This is a genomic window from Rhodococcus rhodochrous, assembly GCF_900187265.1.
Lineage (GTDB): Bacteria > Actinomycetota > Actinomycetes > Mycobacteriales > Mycobacteriaceae > Rhodococcus > Rhodococcus rhodochrous.
The window spans coordinates 2,751,503-2,767,117 of record NZ_LT906450.1 but is presented as its reverse complement, the minus strand read 5'-3'; the positions used below and the strand labels follow the sequence as shown (position 1 = coordinate 2,767,117).

Annotated in this window: 15 protein-coding genes; 6 read left to right on the top strand and 9 right to left on the bottom strand. The window is 66.3% G+C overall.

What is annotated here, in order from left to right; translation table 11 throughout:
* Nucleotides 1–317: 317 nt before the first annotated feature.
* The gene (locus CKW34_RS12750; RefSeq protein ID WP_059384456.1) at nucleotides 318–1,385 is read left to right on the top strand and encodes a coiled-coil domain-containing protein; all 1,068 of its coding nucleotides are present in this window, start codon (nucleotides 318–320) and stop codon (nucleotides 1,383–1,385) included.
* A gap of 57 nt (nucleotides 1,386–1,442) precedes the next feature.
* Here CKW34_RS12750 and CKW34_RS12745 read toward each other — a convergent pair whose 3' ends face one another.
* The 4 genes from CKW34_RS12745 to CKW34_RS12730 all read right to left on the bottom strand — a co-directional run bounded on the left by CKW34_RS12745 (nucleotide 1,443) and on the right by CKW34_RS12730 (nucleotide 5,013).
* Nucleotides 1,443–1,883 (bottom strand): VOC family protein, encoded by a 441-nt coding sequence (locus tag CKW34_RS12745; RefSeq protein ID WP_059384455.1) that lies wholly within the window; start codon nucleotides 1,881–1,883, stop codon nucleotides 1,443–1,445.
* 120 nt (nucleotides 1,884–2,003) lie between these two features.
* Entirely contained in the window at nucleotides 2,004–2,600 is a 597-nt protein-coding gene (locus CKW34_RS12740; protein ID WP_059384454.1) for a hypothetical protein, read from the bottom strand.
* A gap of 106 nt (nucleotides 2,601–2,706) precedes the next feature.
* Nucleotides 2,707–3,960 (bottom strand): acyl-CoA dehydrogenase family protein, encoded by a 1,254-nt coding sequence (locus tag CKW34_RS12735; protein WP_059384453.1) that lies wholly within the window; start codon nucleotides 3,958–3,960, stop codon nucleotides 2,707–2,709.
* A gap of 57 nt (nucleotides 3,961–4,017) precedes the next feature.
* Nucleotides 4,018–5,013, bottom strand: coding sequence for a helix-turn-helix domain-containing protein (locus CKW34_RS12730; protein ID WP_331717184.1), 996 nt, complete (start codon nucleotides 5,011–5,013; stop codon nucleotides 4,018–4,020).
* A 125-nt stretch (nucleotides 5,014–5,138) separates the two neighbouring features.
* On the opposite strand from CKW34_RS12730, the gene CKW34_RS12725 reads away from it, so the two are divergent.
* Together CKW34_RS12725 and CKW34_RS12720 are read left to right on the top strand one after the other, a co-directional pair.
* Nucleotides 5,139–6,113 (top strand): cyclase family protein, encoded by a 975-nt coding sequence (locus CKW34_RS12725; RefSeq protein WP_024101012.1) that lies wholly within the window; start codon nucleotides 5,139–5,141, stop codon nucleotides 6,111–6,113.
* Between the two features lie 8 nt (nucleotides 6,114–6,121).
* Complete coding sequence (locus CKW34_RS12720; protein WP_059384451.1) at nucleotides 6,122–7,780, top strand: class I adenylate-forming enzyme family protein; 1,659 nt, start codon at nucleotides 6,122–6,124, stop codon at nucleotides 7,778–7,780.
* Between the two features lie 147 nt (nucleotides 7,781–7,927).
* Here CKW34_RS12720 and CKW34_RS12715 read toward each other — a convergent pair whose 3' ends face one another.
* Genes CKW34_RS12715 through CKW34_RS12705 form a run of 3 tightly spaced genes read right to left on the bottom strand, consistent with a single transcriptional unit; the run spans nucleotide 7,928 to nucleotide 10,484 of the window.
* A complete protein-coding gene (locus tag CKW34_RS12715) occupies nucleotides 7,928–9,358 on the bottom strand; it encodes an MmgE/PrpD family protein (RefSeq protein WP_059384450.1) in 1,431 nt (476 codons plus the stop codon).
* Nucleotides 9,355–10,191, bottom strand: a complete 837-nt coding sequence (locus CKW34_RS12710; protein ID WP_059384449.1) for a cyclase family protein — start codon at nucleotides 10,189–10,191, stop codon at nucleotides 9,355–9,357. The genes CKW34_RS12715 and CKW34_RS12710 overlap by 4 nt, the downstream gene beginning before the upstream one ends.
* Nucleotides 10,188–10,484, bottom strand: coding sequence for an HpcH/HpaI aldolase/citrate lyase family protein (locus CKW34_RS12705; RefSeq protein WP_229579244.1), 297 nt, complete (start codon nucleotides 10,482–10,484; stop codon nucleotides 10,188–10,190). The genes CKW34_RS12710 and CKW34_RS12705 overlap by 4 nt, the downstream gene beginning before the upstream one ends.
* 140 nt (nucleotides 10,485–10,624) lie before the next feature.
* On the opposite strand from CKW34_RS12705, the gene CKW34_RS12700 reads away from it, so the two are divergent.
* The gene (locus CKW34_RS12700; RefSeq protein ID WP_143533474.1) at nucleotides 10,625–10,939 is read left to right on the top strand and encodes a hypothetical protein; all 315 of its coding nucleotides are present in this window, start codon (nucleotides 10,625–10,627) and stop codon (nucleotides 10,937–10,939) included.
* Nucleotides 10,940–11,052: 113 nt separating this feature from the next.
* Here CKW34_RS12700 and CKW34_RS12695 read toward each other — a convergent pair whose 3' ends face one another.
* Nucleotides 11,053–11,304, bottom strand: coding sequence for a DUF6480 family protein (locus CKW34_RS12695; RefSeq protein ID WP_059384447.1), 252 nt, complete (start codon nucleotides 11,302–11,304; stop codon nucleotides 11,053–11,055).
* Nucleotides 11,305–11,595: 291 nt separating this feature from the next.
* On the opposite strand from CKW34_RS12695, the gene CKW34_RS12685 reads away from it, so the two are divergent.
* Nucleotides 11,596–12,951, top strand: coding sequence for a cupin domain-containing protein (locus CKW34_RS12685; RefSeq protein WP_231921729.1), 1,356 nt, complete (start codon nucleotides 11,596–11,598; stop codon nucleotides 12,949–12,951).
* 9 nt (nucleotides 12,952–12,960) lie between these two features.
* Nucleotides 12,961–13,857: a sucrase ferredoxin gene (locus tag CKW34_RS12680; protein ID WP_095092030.1), complete on the top strand. Its 897-nt coding sequence runs from the start codon at nucleotides 12,961–12,963 to the stop codon at nucleotides 13,855–13,857.
* A gap of 30 nt (nucleotides 13,858–13,887) precedes the next feature.
* Here CKW34_RS12680 and eat read toward each other — a convergent pair whose 3' ends face one another.
* Nucleotides 13,888–15,342 carry an ethanolamine permease gene (gene eat / locus CKW34_RS12675; protein WP_059384446.1) on the bottom strand — a complete coding sequence of 485 codons (1,455 nt, stop codon included), beginning with the start codon at nucleotides 15,340–15,342 and terminating at the stop codon, nucleotides 13,888–13,890.
* Between the last annotated feature and the right edge of the window lie 273 nt (nucleotides 15,343–15,615).

Below are 15,615 nucleotides of genomic sequence, written 5' to 3'. Positions count from 1 at the left end.
GCGCCGGAGCCGAGGGTCCCACTTTTCTGCCGGCTCCCCGATCCCCGGATCGGAGGGATGCACAGTTTTCGACCCGTGTCGGCACTTGATCGTCATAAGTGGGGATTATGACGATCAGTACGCACACTCGATCACGGATGAGATCGAGTTGTTTCTACTGCGACCTTCGTTACGAAACGCCCCATCGTGCGGTTTTTACCCAGTTCACAGCGTTTCATATCGTTTCGTTTCATCACATTACTGTTGCTTAATTACGTAACTGAATGCGGTACGATACCTGCGACCCGGGATTTCGACGCGCCACGACGAGGACCTCCATGACCGACGCACACTCCCCCACCCCCGAAGCGACCACCGACGAGGACGACGCGAGCAAACCCCGGGTGGGACGCCCTCGGAAGTACGCCACGGCAGCCGACCGTGTGCGCGCCTATCGCGAACGCGAACGCGCCAAGAAAGAAGCCGCCGGCACGGCCCCGGCGGTCGTCGAGAGCCCGGACGATGCGGTCTCCGCGCTCACGGCCGCCACCACTGCCCTACGTGCCCTCGCCACCAACAGCGTCGAGCAGTACTCGGCGATCGCCGAACGGATCACCACCGCGGTCGACAAGCTCACCGACGCCGAGGCTCTCGAGGCGCAGATGACGCGGTCCGCCGCCGAACTCGCGAAGGTCAAAGCCGACGCCGACGCGAAGATCGTCCGGCTACGCGAACAGCTCGCCCAGGCACTCGAGGACCGCGACAACGCCGACGCGGCAGTGGCCGCCGTCGACGCCGAACTCGCCGACGCTCGCACCGCACACACCGAACAGGTGCGCCGACTCGACGAGGCGCATCACGCCGAGTTGACGCGCCTGAAGGACGAGCACGCCGCAACACTGCAGCGGTGGAAGGACGAGTTCGAGGCCGCGACCGCCGAGCACACACGGGTAGTCGGCGACCTGCGTGCGACGATCGTCCAGCAGGACGAGTCCCTCACCGCACAGCGACGCGAACTCGACGACGCAGCAACCCAGCGTGAGCGCGCGACCGTCGAGATCACCGACCTGCGAGCCGAGATCGCGCGCCTGCAGGCCGCACTCGACCGGGAGGTCGCAACCCGCGAGCGCCTCGACACCGAGCTCACCACCGAGCGCGACCGCACCTCCGAGCTACGGAGCCGACTCGAGGAATCCCGCATCACCGCCGCGACGGCCCAGGCAGCCGAGACCGCGGCGCGAGCACGCGGCGACGAACTCCGGGCCGAACTGTCGGCACTGCGCGAGGAGATCATCGCCTTGCGCGACGAGACGAAGACGCTTCAGTCGGAAAATCTGACGCTGAGAACCGAATCGGCCTCTCTCCGCGCCGAACTGGATGCAGCGAGGGCCGCCGGGACGAGCTGAGCCGGTCGCCCGATCATCGAGAGGTTCGGTGCCGATCTCCGCCGGCGGGGGCGAGCGTCATCCGAGCTGTTCGAACAACGACACGATGATGCCGTCAGGTCCCCGCACGTACGCCATTCGCACGCTGTTCTCGTACTCACCGATACCCCCGACGAGCCCGTAACCCTGCTCGGCTACAGCGTCGACGGCAACTTGGAGGTCGCCGACCTCGAACGACACATTGCGGATCCCGAGCTCGTTCGGCATCGCGGTCGGCGAACCGGGGAGGTGATCGGGCGCGATGAAGCGCGAAAGCTCGAGCCGGGTCCCTCCGTCCGGAGGTCGGAGCATCACGATCTCGCAGTGCGTGCCGGGGAGTCCGCAGACGGTCGCGGGAAAGTCGCCCTGCACAGAGCCGGTGCCTTCGACCTCGAAGCCGAGGCCGACGAAGAACGCCGTCGCGACGTCGAGGTCGGAGACGGTGAGGCCGACATGGTCGAAACGTCGTACGTGTGCCATGGGATCCATCCTTCGATGTTGTCTCGTCCGTTTGCTGCTGGGACGGAGCCGGTGCTCGGATCTCGACATTCCGCGGGCTCGGCGGGGACACGGATCGTTCCCCACCACCGCATCGATGAGCTACGACGCGCCCACCGCTCTGCGACGCGCCCCTCTGATCCGAGCAGCCCTGACAAGCATCAGCAGGCACAGCCCGATACCCCATCCGATCTCCGAGAGCATCACACCCACTCCCGCCTGGCCGGTGTCGTCGGTACTGGCAACCACGCTGAATGCGGTGGTGAACCCTGCCGCCGTGCCGATTGCGGCGGCCAGTCCACCGCTCACCACCCAGCGGGATCGACGAGCGCAAAGGAAGCATGCCAGCACGACGGTCACTCCACAGGCGATCACCTGCCAGGTGGGGAACTCGTTCGGTGCGGGCAGGCCGGGACCTCGGAACTCGCCGTCGTGCTCGGCCGACCAACTCAACCATCCCGCGCAGGACAAGAATCCGAGTGCGAATGCGGTTGCACCGGTCGCCCACAGGCCGCGCAGGCCGAGACCCACGGGTCGATCACCGGTCTGCTCGTGGTCGCTCGACGGACTCCGGACACCGGCACGCTCCCGCTGCCAGGCAACCCACACCATGCTCACGCCGATCAGGGTCGGCACACCCACGAAGATGAGCACGATCCACAAGAATTGAGCCCAGGAGAAATCGAAACCGGCGGCCATAGGCAAACAGTATGTCGAGTGGAACGAGAGTCCGACGCACGGTCGTGATCGGCCTACGGTGCCGGCCCTACGATCGGCCGCGTCCCCACCCGTACGAGGAGCGCGGTCACCTCGGGTACTTGCGCAGTTCGTTCTTGGCGATCGTGCGCAGGTGCACTTCGTCGGGCCCGTCGTAGATGCGCATGGCGCGGTGCCAGCCGTACATCGCGGCGAGGGGCACGTCGTCGCTCATGCCCGCTCCGCCGTGTACCTGGATCGCCCGGTCGATGACCTCGAGGGTCATGCGCGGTACCGCGACCTTCGCGGCGGACACGTAGGGAGCGGCGGCCTTGTTGCCGTGTTCGTCGATGGTCTTGGCCGCGAGACGACACAGCAGCCGGGCCTGTTCGATCGCGACGCGCGATTCGGCGATCTGATGCTGCACCACCCCCTGCTCGGCCAGTGTCTTGCCGAAGGCGACACGTCCCTGCGCGCGCGTGGTCATCAGCGCCAGGGCCCGTTCGGCAGCACCGAGTGCGCGCATGCAGTGGTGGATGCGGCCGGGTCCGAGACGTGCCTGCGCCATGGCGAAGCCGCCGCCCTCCTCCCCGAGGAGGTTCTCGGCGGGAACGCGGACGTTGTCGTAGACGACTTCACAGTGACCGTGCTGGTCGTGTCGTCCGAACACCGGCAGGTCGCGGACGATCGTGACACCGGGAGTGTCGATCGGCACCAGGATCATGGACTGCTGACGATGGGTGTCGGCGCTCGGATCGGTCTTGCCCATGACGATCAGCACCTTGCAGCGGGGATCCGCGGCGCCGCTGGTCCACCACTTGCGACCGTTGATGATGTAGCTGTCGCCGTCGCGCTCGATTCTGGTCTCGATGTTGGTGGCATCGGAGCTGGCCACGGCGATCTCGGTCATGGAGAAAGCGGACCGGATCTCGCCGTTCAACAGTGGGTCGAGCCACTGCTTCTTCTGATCATCGGTGCCGAACAGGTGGAGCAGTTCCATGTTGCCGGTATCGGGAGCCTGCCCATTGGTGGCTTCCGGGGCGAGATGCAGGCTCCAGCCGGTGATCTCGGCGAGCCCGGCGTAGTCGAGCTGCCCGATACCGGATTCGGAGGGGAGGAACAGATTCCACAGACCGCGCTTGCGGGCCTCCTGCTTGAGGGTCTCGATGACGGGTGGGACGGTGTGGTCGTCGGGACCGACGTTGCGCCGGTAGGCCTCGTATTCGTGTTCGGCGGGGAACACGTGGCTGTGCATGAACTCCACGAGCGCCTGTTCGAGTTCGAGCGCCCTGGGAGACGGTCGAAGATCCAGTGATCCGGTGTTCGTCTGCGCGGTGAGCATGCTGTTGGCTACGTCGGTCATACGGTTTCTCCCTCGAAGGTTCGGTCGGGGACGTCGTGACATGGGGTCGAGGTTCGGTCAGGGACCGCGGTCGAGGTCTGTGCCTCGGTACTGCATGAGATCGAGGGCGTACTCCACGTAGAGGTTCGCGACTTCTTCCGGGCTCATCCGCCCGCCCGGTCGCCACCAGGTGGGGAGAGCGGTACACATCGAGACCACGGCGCGAGCGGCGTCTTCGGGGTTTCGGACCCGGAACGATCCGGCGCGCACGGCGGCCAGCACCTTCTCGTCGACGACCGCCTGCTGCCAGTTCCTCTTGTTGGCGATGATCCGCCGGTTCTCCGTTGTGAGAGAACGCATCTCACTGGCACCGATGAACCCGAGTTCGCGGCGGTGCGTGTGGTACAGCGCCAGGTTCTCGATCAGCAACGTGAAGACCGTGACGGGATCCCGGCCGGCCCCTTCGGCGAGTGCGCCGCGTGTGCGCTGCTCCAGATCGTCCATCGTCGCCTGATAGATCGTCATCAGGATGTCCTGCTTGCTGGTGAAGTAGTTGTATATCCCGGGAACCGACAGGCCGCATCGCTTGGAGATCTCGCGCATGCTCGTGCCGTGATACCCCACGGCGAGGATCTCCTCGAGCGCGGCCTGGAGCACGGGTACCAGCGACAACGGTTCGTACACCCGCCACTGCCGACACGCTTCGACCTGCCCGGGTGGGTCGGACCGGGTCGCAACGAGGGTTTCCGGTTCCTCTGCGGGTGCCGTGAGCGCCGCCCGACCGGCTTCGAGGATCTCCGCCGGCCTCACCCCGAGTGCATCGGCGATGCGGTTCAAGCGATCGACGGTCAGTCCGGTCTTGTCGTTCTCGATCTGGCTCAGGGTGGCCGGGCTGACGTCGATGCACCGGGCCAGGCCTCGCAGCGTCATGCCGCGCGCGATCCGTACCTGGCGCAAACCGGCCCCGACCGACGCCGACCTGTCGACCGAAACCGCACTCACCGACAACTCCTGTGTTTGAAATAGCTGAACACTGACCATCCGGCCCTCGACCGTTCCGGGCAGCGTATCCACTTGCACGGCTGTCTCGCAGGGATTTTCGCGAAAATATCGAACCGTTGACGTCGACAGGTGTGACGTGCACCATAGTTGACACCGAGCGTGTGCTCGCTTCCGCTGTTTACCCGATGGAGGACAACATGACCGAGGTCGACGCTCCCGCAATGCGCGAACTGCTCGGAGAGAACGCGCCGAGCAATTGGGGCAAGTGGGGACCCGACGACGAGCTGGGTGCACTGAACTACCTCGACGCAGCGGAGGTTCTGCGCGGCGTCCAGCACGTCAAGTCGGGCGAGACCTTCACGCTCCAGATCCACATGGGACGCGCCGAGAGCCCCGGCGACCCGCTGTGGCCGGGTCGTGAGGGGATCAAGCGGCAGAACGTGCTCGATGAGAGTTCCTGGGACGGCGACGGGGCTCCGGCCTTCCCGGGCGGCCTGCACTACGCCGACGACACCGCCTTGGTCTTTCTCCAGGGATCGACCCAGTACGACGCACTCGGACACGTCTGGTACGACGGCAAACTCTGGAACGGGTACGACGCCCGCAGCACCGTCGGAGGAATGGACAAGGCCTCCGTCCTCCCGATCGCAGAGAAGGGCATCGTCGGCCGCGGCGTCCTCATCGACATGGCCCGCCATCGCGGGAAGCCCTATCTCGACAAGGGTGAAACGTTCGACCACCGCGATCTCGAGGAAGCTGCGACCGCCCAGGGCGTGACCATCGAGCCGCACGACATCCTGATCATCCGCACCGGGTGGCTCAAGTACTGGTACGAGTTGAACAACCCCGAACAGTTCTACGACGGATTCTGCGAGCCCGGCCTCACCTATTCGCCCGAGCTCGTCGAGTGGTTCCAGGACAAGGAGATTCCGAACCTGGTGACCGACACGATCGCCAACGAGGTGACCTACGACCCGCAGAGCGGCGTCGCGCTGCCGTTGCACTGCGCCCTGATGCGCAATCTCGGTGTCACGCTGACGGAGATCGCCTGGCTCGACGACCTCGCCGACGCCTGCGCCGCGGACGGCCGCTGGAGTTTCCTCTACACCGCCGCCCCGCTGAAGATCGTCAACGGCACCGGCGCCCCGGTGAATCCCATCGTCATCCGCTGAGGCGAACCATGACCATCTATGACGACAAGGTGTGGTTGTCGCAGTACGACGCTGCGCAGCGGCAACCACGCACGATCGAATTCGACGACGCCCTGGCGATGTTCCGGGCGACCGTCGAACGCGATCCGGACGCCGACATCATCCGCTACTTCGACGGCCGGATCACGGCAGGTGAACTCGACGAACTGAGCGACGCATTCGCCGCCGGAATCCTCGACGCAGGGTTCCGGCCGGGTGAACGGGTCGCGATCTATGCACAGAACGTGCCCCAGTTCGTCATCGCCCAACTCGGAACGTGGAAGGCCGGCGGCATCGCCGTGTCTGCCAATCCGATGTACCGCGAACGCGAACTCGAGGAGATCCTGCGCGACTCCGGTGCCACGGTCCTGGTCGCGCTGCAATCCCTCTACACCGACGTAGCAGCGAAGGTCGTCGAGTCGACCGACGTGCGCACCGTGATCACGACGTCGGAACTCGAGTACCAGAGTGCGAACAGCGGCACCCTCGCCGGTGTCGAACGCATCGAGTGCGCGGGCACCACGGACATGGCGGAGATGCTCACGGCCTTCCGTGGCCGAACCGTGCCGCCTGCCGAGATCGGCCCCGAAACGGTCGCTTTCCTGACGTACACCTCCGGGACCACCGGCCCACCGAAGGGCGCGATGACAACCCACCGCAACGTGGCGTTCAACGCGCAGACCTACCGGGACTGGATCGACATCGGTCCAGACGACGTCGTCCTCGGCGTCGCACCGCTGTTCCACATCACCGGGCTCGTCGGCCACATCGCCCTGTCGCTGCTGACCGGTGCACCGCTGGTGCTGATGTACCGCATGGATCCGGCCGACACCATCGACACCATCGAGAAGCAACGCGCCACGTTCACCGTCGGATCGATCACGGTGTTCATCGCGTTGATGAACGCCCCGAACGCGAGCAAGGAGGCCCTGGCGAGCCTGACCAAGATCTACTCGGGTGGAGCGCCGATTCCACCGAGCACCATCGCGGCGTTCGAGGAGCGATTCGGTCACTACATCCACAACATCTACGGCCTCACCGAGACGACCTCCCCGTCACACGGGGTGCCGCTCGGCAGGCGGGCTCCGGTCGACGAGCTGACCGGAGCGACCTCCGTGGGCGTGCCGGTCTACGACACCGTCGTGCGGATCGTCGACGACAACGGCAACGATCTTCCCCCGGGCGAGGTCGGGGAGCTCGTGACGGCGGGACCGCAGGTGGTGGCGGGGTACTGGAACAACCCCGAGGCCACGGCGAACTCGATCCCGAACGGCGTGCTGCACACCGGCGATGTCGGCTACATGGACAGCGACGGCTGGTTCTACATCATCGACCGCAAGAAGGACCAGATCAACGCCAGTGGCTACAAGGTCTGGCCTCGCGAGGTCGAGGACGTGCTCTACGAACACGACGCCGTTCGCGAAGCAGCGGTGGTGGGTGTACCCGACGAGTACCGAGGGGAGACTGTCAAAGCTTTCGTCAGCCTCCGCCCCGGAGCCACGGTCACGCCCGATGAGCTGATCGCGTTCACGAAGAAGCGACTGGCGGCCTACAAGTGCCCACGCTTCGTCGAGATCATCTCCGACATCCCCCAGACGGCGACGGGCAAACTGCTGCGCCGCGAGCTACGAACGGCGACCCAGTCCTGACGATGGTCGCAGAGTTTCTCGCCCGCATGCGCACTCCGTAGGCGCTGCGACGAAGGCGGGTCTTCTTCGGTACAGAGCTACCGGAGAAGACCCGCCTTCTCGCGTGCGACCGGACGGCACACCATCACGACCCGCACAGTGCGCGGATCAACCGCGCACGGTCGCCATCAGGGCATCGAGTGACTCGGCGGCAGGAAGTGCGAGCGCGGTTCCCGCGACCTCTGCGGCACTCTCCGGTGACAACCGTCCTTCGACGTTGAGATCGAACTTCATCGTGAGCTCGTCGTCGGAGAGCGGGTTCGCCGGACCACCTCGGTTGTGGTCGACGCGAGCTTCGTGCCAGGAACCGTCCCGGGTACGTACCCGGAGGACCGCCGGGAACTGGTGGGGGTAGATCTCGTCGCAGCGGTCGTCGCTGTAACTCGTGACCAGCCGCGCGAGTTCGAGTGTGCGCGGATCCTTCGCGGCAGCGTCGGTGAAATCGGCATGCCCCACACCGAGTCCCGAGCCACCGAGCAGTGCCCGTGCGACGGTGAACGGGCCCGAGAAGGCCGCGTGGTAACCGGATTCGGGAGCAGCCTTCGACGCCGGGGGCTCGGCGATCGTGCGCAGTACCGGCTTCGGTACGCCGAGTTGGATCTCCACGATGTCGGCCGGGTCCAGACCGTCGCGGACGAGCGCCCGCGCGGCGTCGATGCCGGCGTGGGTGAAGTGGTTGCACGGGTAGGGCTTGAAGAAGATGCCCGGCAGTTCCCAGTGCTCGCCCAGTCCGTCCAGCACCTTCGCGGTGTCGGCCCGATCGCCGCAGAACGCGTGCAGGAATCCGAAGCGTCCTTCGATCACGGTCGGCGGTCCGGTGAGCCCGGCGCGAGCGAATTCTGCCGAGGTGACACCGGAATGTGCGGCCCATCCGCAGTGCGTCCGCTTGACCGTGCCGCCGGTGCGGTTGGCTTCGAGCAATCCGGCACCGAAGCTCGCGGCGATGCCCATGGCGTCCGCGATGCCTTCGGCCTCGAGTCCGTAGAGCACCGCTGCGGCGGCAGCCGAACCGACGGCACCGCAGATGGAAGTTGCGTGCTGGCCACGTTCGAAGAATTCGGAGTTGCCGAGTTCCTCGTCGTAGCCGCCCATTCCCAGGCGGACCACGATCTCGATACCCACACCCGCAGCGTCGAGAACGGCTGCACCGGAGGCTCCCACTGCTTCACCGACGGCGAGCGCCGCCGGGATCACCGAAGCGGACGGGTGCAGCACCGACGGCAGATGGGTGTCGTCGGAATCCATCGAATGGGCGAGTGTTCCGTTGACGAGCGCGGCGGTGGCCGCCGGGAACCGCTCTCCGGTGCCGATGCCGGTGGCCGCGGCTGCGCCCGACCAGTTGCGTGCCACCTCCGTGACGGCGCGAGCGGACGGCTGGTCGTGCGCCGCGAGGGAGTTTCCGAGCAGGTCGAGCACCCGGCGCGCGACGTCCTTGCGCAGTTCTGCGGGCAGTCCCGTGGTGCGGATCTCGGCGGCGAGGGCGGCGAGCCGGCCGACGACCGTTCCGGTCAGGTCATGTCGGGTCTCGGTGCTGGTCACGAAGCCACCACCGCGACGGGGCGCACGGGCGAACCGGTGCCGCCGGTGATGCGCAGCGGTGCCATGACGAACGTGAATTCGGTCAGGCCGCGGGCGCTTGCATCCTCGAGGTCGAGGTGCTCGATGATGTGGATTCCGTTCTCCACCAGCAGCACTCGGTGAACCGGAAGAACACTGTGCCCCTTGCCCGCCGGGATGTGTTCGAAGGCGGTCGTGTCTGCGCCGGCGGCCGCGATGCCGCTGGCCGCGAGCCACCGGCCCGCACCGACATCGGCGCCCGGAACACCGTCCTGCTGGCCGAGATAGCATTGCGGATCGTCGAAGTACCGGGCCCATCCCGTACGGATCAGCACGACATCACCGCGGCGCGGTGTCACACCGGCGGCGTCGGCCGCGTCGCGCAGGTCCTGTTCGGTGACCGCCTGCCCCGCGTCGAGGGAGTCGACGCCGCGGACCCGTGCGACATCGAGGAGCAGTCCACGGCGAAGCATGAAGGGAATGGACTCCGCGCCGAGCTGGGAGAATTTTCCACCGCGCTGGGCTTCCTCGGCGTCGATGCCGCCGTGCAGCTTGCCCTCGTGGCTGACGTGGGAGAGCGCGTCGACGTGGGTGCCGACGTGTCCGCCGGTCACGATGATCTCGTTCGATGCCGATCCGCCGTCGGGTCGCACCATGTCGCCGTGCCGGCGGATGAGCGTCATCCGGAATCCGGGGTGGTTCGGTGAGCAAGGCATACCGGTCGTGTGGGGATGTCCCAGCTCGACGATGTCGACGTCGGTGTCGACGACCGCATTCAGCAGTGCGTCGGGACCGGCGATGGTTTGTTCGGTCATGATGTGGCTCCTCGTACTGTGATGGCCTGGGCCCGGTCGAGTACGACGCGAGCATTCGCAACGACCGCCGGGTCGATGAATCTGCCGTTCTCGTCGAGAACCGCGGACTCCCCCGCTGCCGAGGACGCGGACGCGTCGTCGACGATGCGCTGCGCGCGCTCTCGTTCCTCGGCCGAGGGCGTGTAGGCCTCGTTGACAATGTCGATCTGCTTCGGGTGGACGACGGAGCGTCCGAAGAATCCTTGGATGCGGCCGGCTCGGGACGATTCCGCGAGCCCGTCCAGGTCGCTCACGGCGGTCCAGACACTCTGGATCGGCGACGACAGTCCCGCTGCGCGTGCGGCTGTGACGATCCAGCGCCGGCGAGTCCCACGCCGACTATTTCGACCGGCTCTTCGGCACGTCCTATCGCGCCTGGGTCGAGCGCGACCGCGTGATGGTCGCCGGCCTGCAGGCGGTCAACTACGACGACAAGCTCAGCGCGCGGTGGACAGCGCTGGTCACCGATCTCAACGGCCGACTGGCCGCGCAGATGAGTAGGGACGCCGACGCCGGGGAGATCACTCCGCTGTCGGACGACCACGAAGGCCTCGTCACGACCCTGACCGACATGATCGTCATGGCCTTCTTCAAGGACCGATCACTCAGGCCGTCCGAAGCCGAGTCGAGACGGATGCTGGCCAACGTGAAGACGGTCTGGCTCGGAACATGGGTTGCGCCGAACCCGCCGTCGCATCGAGGCGACTGATACGGCGGCGTCATATCGCCTTCGTGGCGTGGTGCGACCGGTCCACGCCCCTCTCTACTACCGCGAGGCAGTTCGCTTTTCCGTTACCTCTTCACCTTCATTTCGTCGCGCGCTCAGAACAGCCCGACTGCTCGGATGATCAGACCGACAGCCACCACCAGGACCACGATCACCACGATCGCGATGGCGATGAGGGCCCCGGCACTGCGGCGCTGCGGCGGTTCGTGTTGCGGACCGCCCACAGCAGTCTCGGCGGGCGGAGTATCTCCGGGCGCCACCCCGCCTCCGGGTTCGAGACCAGGAGTGTTCGCGGGATCAGGGTTCTGCGGGTCGAACTTGGACGCGTCGGGATTCTCGTCAGCCATACTCTCCTGTACCCGATTATCGACGAGCAACGCCTCGACTTTTCTTCTTCGCAGCGCCGCACCTGCGAGTGCGCGGGGTACAACGACTGGGACAACGGTTCGATGATCCCGGAATCGACGTGGCCGCCGATACGCCGGGATAAGCTGACAACGGCCGAACAATACACCGCTGCAGGCTCCGGGAGCCGGTAACACCGCTGCTCCCAAGCCTTTTGACCTCGGGAGGAATCATGACCGACCCACAGCAGGATCCGAACAAGGACGAAGGCCAGGAAGGCCCGGCGGACGGCGGTGCAGTCGGCGTCCCGGGCGTTCACGATGGCGGCGCCGACGGAGGTGCCGACGGAGGTGCCGACAGCGGTGGCGACGGCGGCGCCGATGGTGGAGCCGACGGCGGGGCTGATGGAGGTGCCGATGGCGGAGCCGACGGAGGCAGTTGAGGGTGAGGACTCCTCATATCGCATCCAGGACTCCGGCGTCGAAGCGGACGCCGGAGTCCTGGAAACACGCCTGATCGACATCGGTCGGGAGAAGTTCGCGTCCGAAATCTGGGGACGTGCACCACTGCTGACGCGTCGCGCCGGCACATTCACCGACCTGTTCTCCGCCGAGGCGGTCGACGAACTCATCTCGCGCCGAGGACTCCGCACGCCCTTCCTTCGCGTCGCCAAGGACGGGACGACACTGCCGGACTCGTCGTTCACCTCCCCCGGCGGGGTCGGAGCGACCATCTCCGACCAACTCGACGACACGATGCTCTGGCGCAACCTCGCCGACGGCGCCACCCTCGTCCTGCAGGCACTGCACCGCACATGGGAACCGATCTCGCAGTTCGGCACCGCTCTGAGCGACGAACTCGGACATCCCGTCCAGGTCAACGCGTACATCACACCACCTCGGAACCAAGGGTTCCGCCACCACTACGACGTCCACGACGTCTTCGTCGTGCAGATCGAGGGAACCAAGAGGTGGGTGATCCACGAGCCCGTCCACCCGGCGCCGCTGCGCAATCAACCCTGGACCGATCACCGCGCCGCTGTCGCCCGAGCCGCGGCGGAGCCGGCGTGCATCGACACGGTGCTCGAACCCGGCGACTGCCTCTATCTGCCGCGCGGTTGGATCCATGCCGCCGAGGCCCGAGGGGAAATCTCCATCCACCTCACCGTCGGCATCCATACGTGGACGCGCCATGCACTTGCCGAGCATCTGACCCGAGCAGCGCTCGCTGCGCTCGGCGACGATCCCGAGATGCGCGGCGCGCTGCCCATGGGAATCGATGACCCGGAAGCCGAGATCGCTTCTGTCCGTGAGCATCTCATCGCCGCACTGGCCGAGGCGGACGTCACCTCCATGTTCCGTCGTGCCCGGCGGGAGCAGGCCCGTCCGGCACCGCTGGGGCCGCTCGCCCAATTCGCCGCCGTCCACTATCTCGGCCCCGACACCACGGTGAAACTCCGCAGCGCACTGTATGCGCGCCTGGAAGGTTCACACCTGGTCACGCGTGTCGGCCGTGTCGCCGTGGCGGACGAGGAACTGCCGTCTGTCACGCGCCTGCTCGACGGCGGATCCCACCCGACGAAAACTCTCGGGACCGACCTGGTCGAACGGCTGTTGCGCGCAGGGATCCTCGTCCCCGCGGAACCGTGACGGTGCACTGTGGCCTCAGCCGAACGCTTCTTCTGCGCAGACAGTGCCCGCCTGCGGGGTGATCCGATGGCCGGCACGGCCCCGCGCGGATTCGTCTGGGTCCTCGTCGAATACCGGGGCAGATGGCCGGTGAACGGGTTCGAGGGGCTCGATCTCGACGCCGCGACCAAGACGGCCGTGTTCTCCGCCGCGCAGGCGGCCCGCGCACGCATACTGCTGGTCAAGCGCCCGGGCCGTCGTCGCCGCGGAGGACACGACCATTGGGCGGTGCTCCGCCGCGAGACCTCGGGCACGGTGCGTCAGCAATGGGGAACGTGGGATCGCGAGGAGGATCTGACACAGATCGTCACCGCCCTCGAGACTCCCGGCGACCTCGGCGGCCCCTCCATCCTCCTGGTCTGCGCTCACGGTCACCACGATCCGTGCTGCGCCGTGCGTGGACGGCCGGTCGCGCGCGCCCTGGCCGAGCGCTGGCCCGACCAGGTGTGGGAATGCTCGCACGTAGGCGGAGACCGGTTCGCCGCCAACGTCGTCGTCGTACCCGACGGTGTCTACTACGGCGGTCTCGACGCCGCATCGTCCGTCCTCACGATCGAAGAACACTTCTTCGACCGGATCCACCACCACCATCTACGCGGCTACACCGACATGTCTCCGCCTCAGCAGGCCGCGCTCGCTGCCACGCTCCGACGCTTCGGTCCGGCCGGGCGCAGTGATTACACGGTCGCCGAGAGTGTCCGCGAGGGTGATCTCTGGCGGATCCGGCTCGCCGGTCGTGCACCACACCCGGAGCGTGTCGACGTCGAACTGCGGGCCCATCGCACTCCCCCGTGCCGATTGACCTGCCGTGGAGCGCCGACGGCTTCGGTCATGGTCTATGAGCCCACCTCGGTCCGCACGCTGTGAGCACACGGCCGCGCGGACGGCTTCAGATCGTCACCCCAGCTCTTCCTCTGCCTTCGCGAGGGCCGCGAACTCCTCGTCCGGGGAGTTCGCGACGAGGTGGTGACGGCTGTAGAGACCGAAGTAGGCCATGAATGCCGCAAACGCGGCGAACGTCCACAGAGCCGCGACGGGATCGACGAGGAAGGTCGCCACCACAGCGGCGGCAGCGATCACCAACGCGAACGATGTCGTGACGACACCACCGGGCGTGCGGTACGGACGCGGCATCTCGGGCTCACGCACGCGCAGCACGATGTGGCTGACCATCATGAGCACGTAGCTGACGGCGGCACCGAAGACCGCCATGTTGAGGAGCATCGCGCCCTCACCGGTCAGCGACAGGACGAAGCCGATCACGCCGGGCACGATCAACGCGAGTATGGGGGCCTTGCGCGAATTCGTCACCGACAGGCTCGTCGGCAGGTAGCCGGCGCGGGACAACGCGAAGGTCTGCCGCGAATACGCGTACATGATGGAGAAGAAGCTGGCGATCAGCCCGGCGAGCCCGATGTAGTTGACGACCTTGGCCGAGGTCCCGTCGCCCAGCGCCTCGACGAGGGGGTTGCCCGAGGTCGACAATCCCTCGGCACCCAACGCACCGGTCGCCAGGAACAGCACGGTCGCTCCGGTCACCAGGAGCACCAGCATGCTGGAGATGATGCCGCGGGGCACGTTCTTCTCCGGCTCGCGCGCTTCCTCCGCAGCGAGAGGAACGCCCTCGATCGCCAGGAAGAACCAGATCGCGAACGGAACTGCGGCCCAGATACCGAAGTAGCCGAACGGCAGGAAGCCCGAGGCACCGACGGCATCGGTCGGCGTGATGTCCGTGAGATTGTCGGACTCGAACAGTCCCACCGCGGAGATTGCGAAGATCACGACTCCGACGAGTGCGATGGCGGTGATGACGAACATCGCCTTGAGCGCTTCGCCCGCACCGGTGAGGTGGATGCCGATGAAAATGGCATAGACAGCGAGGTAGATCCACCATCCGTCGGTGATCCCGAAGATGTTCAACGATTCGACATAACTGCCGATGAACGTCGCGATGGCCGCAGGTGCGATAGCGTACTCGATGAGAATGGCCGTGCCGGTCGCGAATCCACCCCATGGTCCGAGCGCCCGGCGAGCGAAGGTGTATCCGCCCCCTGCGGCCGGAAGGGCCGACGACAATTCCGCCATTCCGAGCACCATCGCGAAGTACATGCCCGCGATGACCACGCCTGCGATCAGCAGGCCGCCGAATCCACCTTCGGCGAGTCCGTTGTTCCATCCCGCGTAGTCACCGGAGATGACGTAACTGACACCGAGTCCCGCAAGGAGCACCCACCCTGCGGTTCCTCTACGAAGTGAACGTTTTTCGAGGTATTCGCTCTTCTCAGCGTGGAAGTCGGCGCCGTCATGGTGCTTACGGGTCCTCGAACTCTTCGATGGTTCTACGACTGACATTCCGTCTCCCTGAGGCGATCGGTTCGTACGGCGGCGTCACGCTGCCGAGGTGGTGGAACGTCACGCGAGCCGCTGCCGGTGTTCATGAGCTCCCCCCCGGGGGCTCATGGAGGATCGCGCAACGAGATGTAGTGCAGCCGTGTAACTCGGATGATCCAGCATCCTCCCGGGCGAACAGGGTGTCTGTTCGTTTCTCGAGTATCGGAAAGGACTGTTGCAGCTCCGTTGCGGGCCTGTAATGGAATGGGTCGATCCGCTCGCACGGATCCCGGC

Excerpts from the sequence above, each read along its gene's own strand:
- eat (WP_059384446.1), bottom strand. The coding sequence starts at position 15,342 with ATGTCAGTCGTAGAACCATCGAAGAGTTCGAGGACCCGTAAGCACCAT.
- CKW34_RS12695 (WP_059384447.1), bottom strand. The coding sequence starts at position 11,304 with ATGGCTGACGAGAATCCCGACGCGTCCAAGTTCGACCCGCAGAACCCT.
- CKW34_RS12735 (WP_059384453.1), bottom strand. The coding sequence starts at position 3,960 with ATGACCGACGTAGCCAACAGCATGCTCACCGCGCAGACGAACACCGGA.
- CKW34_RS12745 (WP_059384455.1), bottom strand. The coding sequence starts at position 1,883 with ATGGCACACGTACGACGTTTCGACCATGTCGGCCTCACCGTCTCCGAC.
- CKW34_RS12720 (WP_059384451.1), top strand. The coding sequence starts at position 6,122 with ATGACCATCTATGACGACAAGGTGTGGTTGTCGCAGTACGACGCTGCG.
- CKW34_RS12750 (WP_059384456.1), top strand. The coding sequence starts at position 318 with ATGACCGACGCACACTCCCCCACCCCCGAAGCGACCACCGACGAGGAC.
- CKW34_RS12740 (WP_059384454.1), bottom strand. The coding sequence starts at position 2,600 with ATGGCCGCCGGTTTCGATTTCTCCTGGGCTCAATTCTTGTGGATCGTG.
- CKW34_RS12725 (WP_024101012.1), top strand. The coding sequence starts at position 5,139 with ATGACCGAGGTCGACGCTCCCGCAATGCGCGAACTGCTCGGAGAGAAC.
- CKW34_RS12710 (WP_059384449.1), bottom strand. The coding sequence starts at position 10,191 with ATGACCGAACAAACCATCGCCGGTCCCGACGCACTGCTGAATGCGGTC.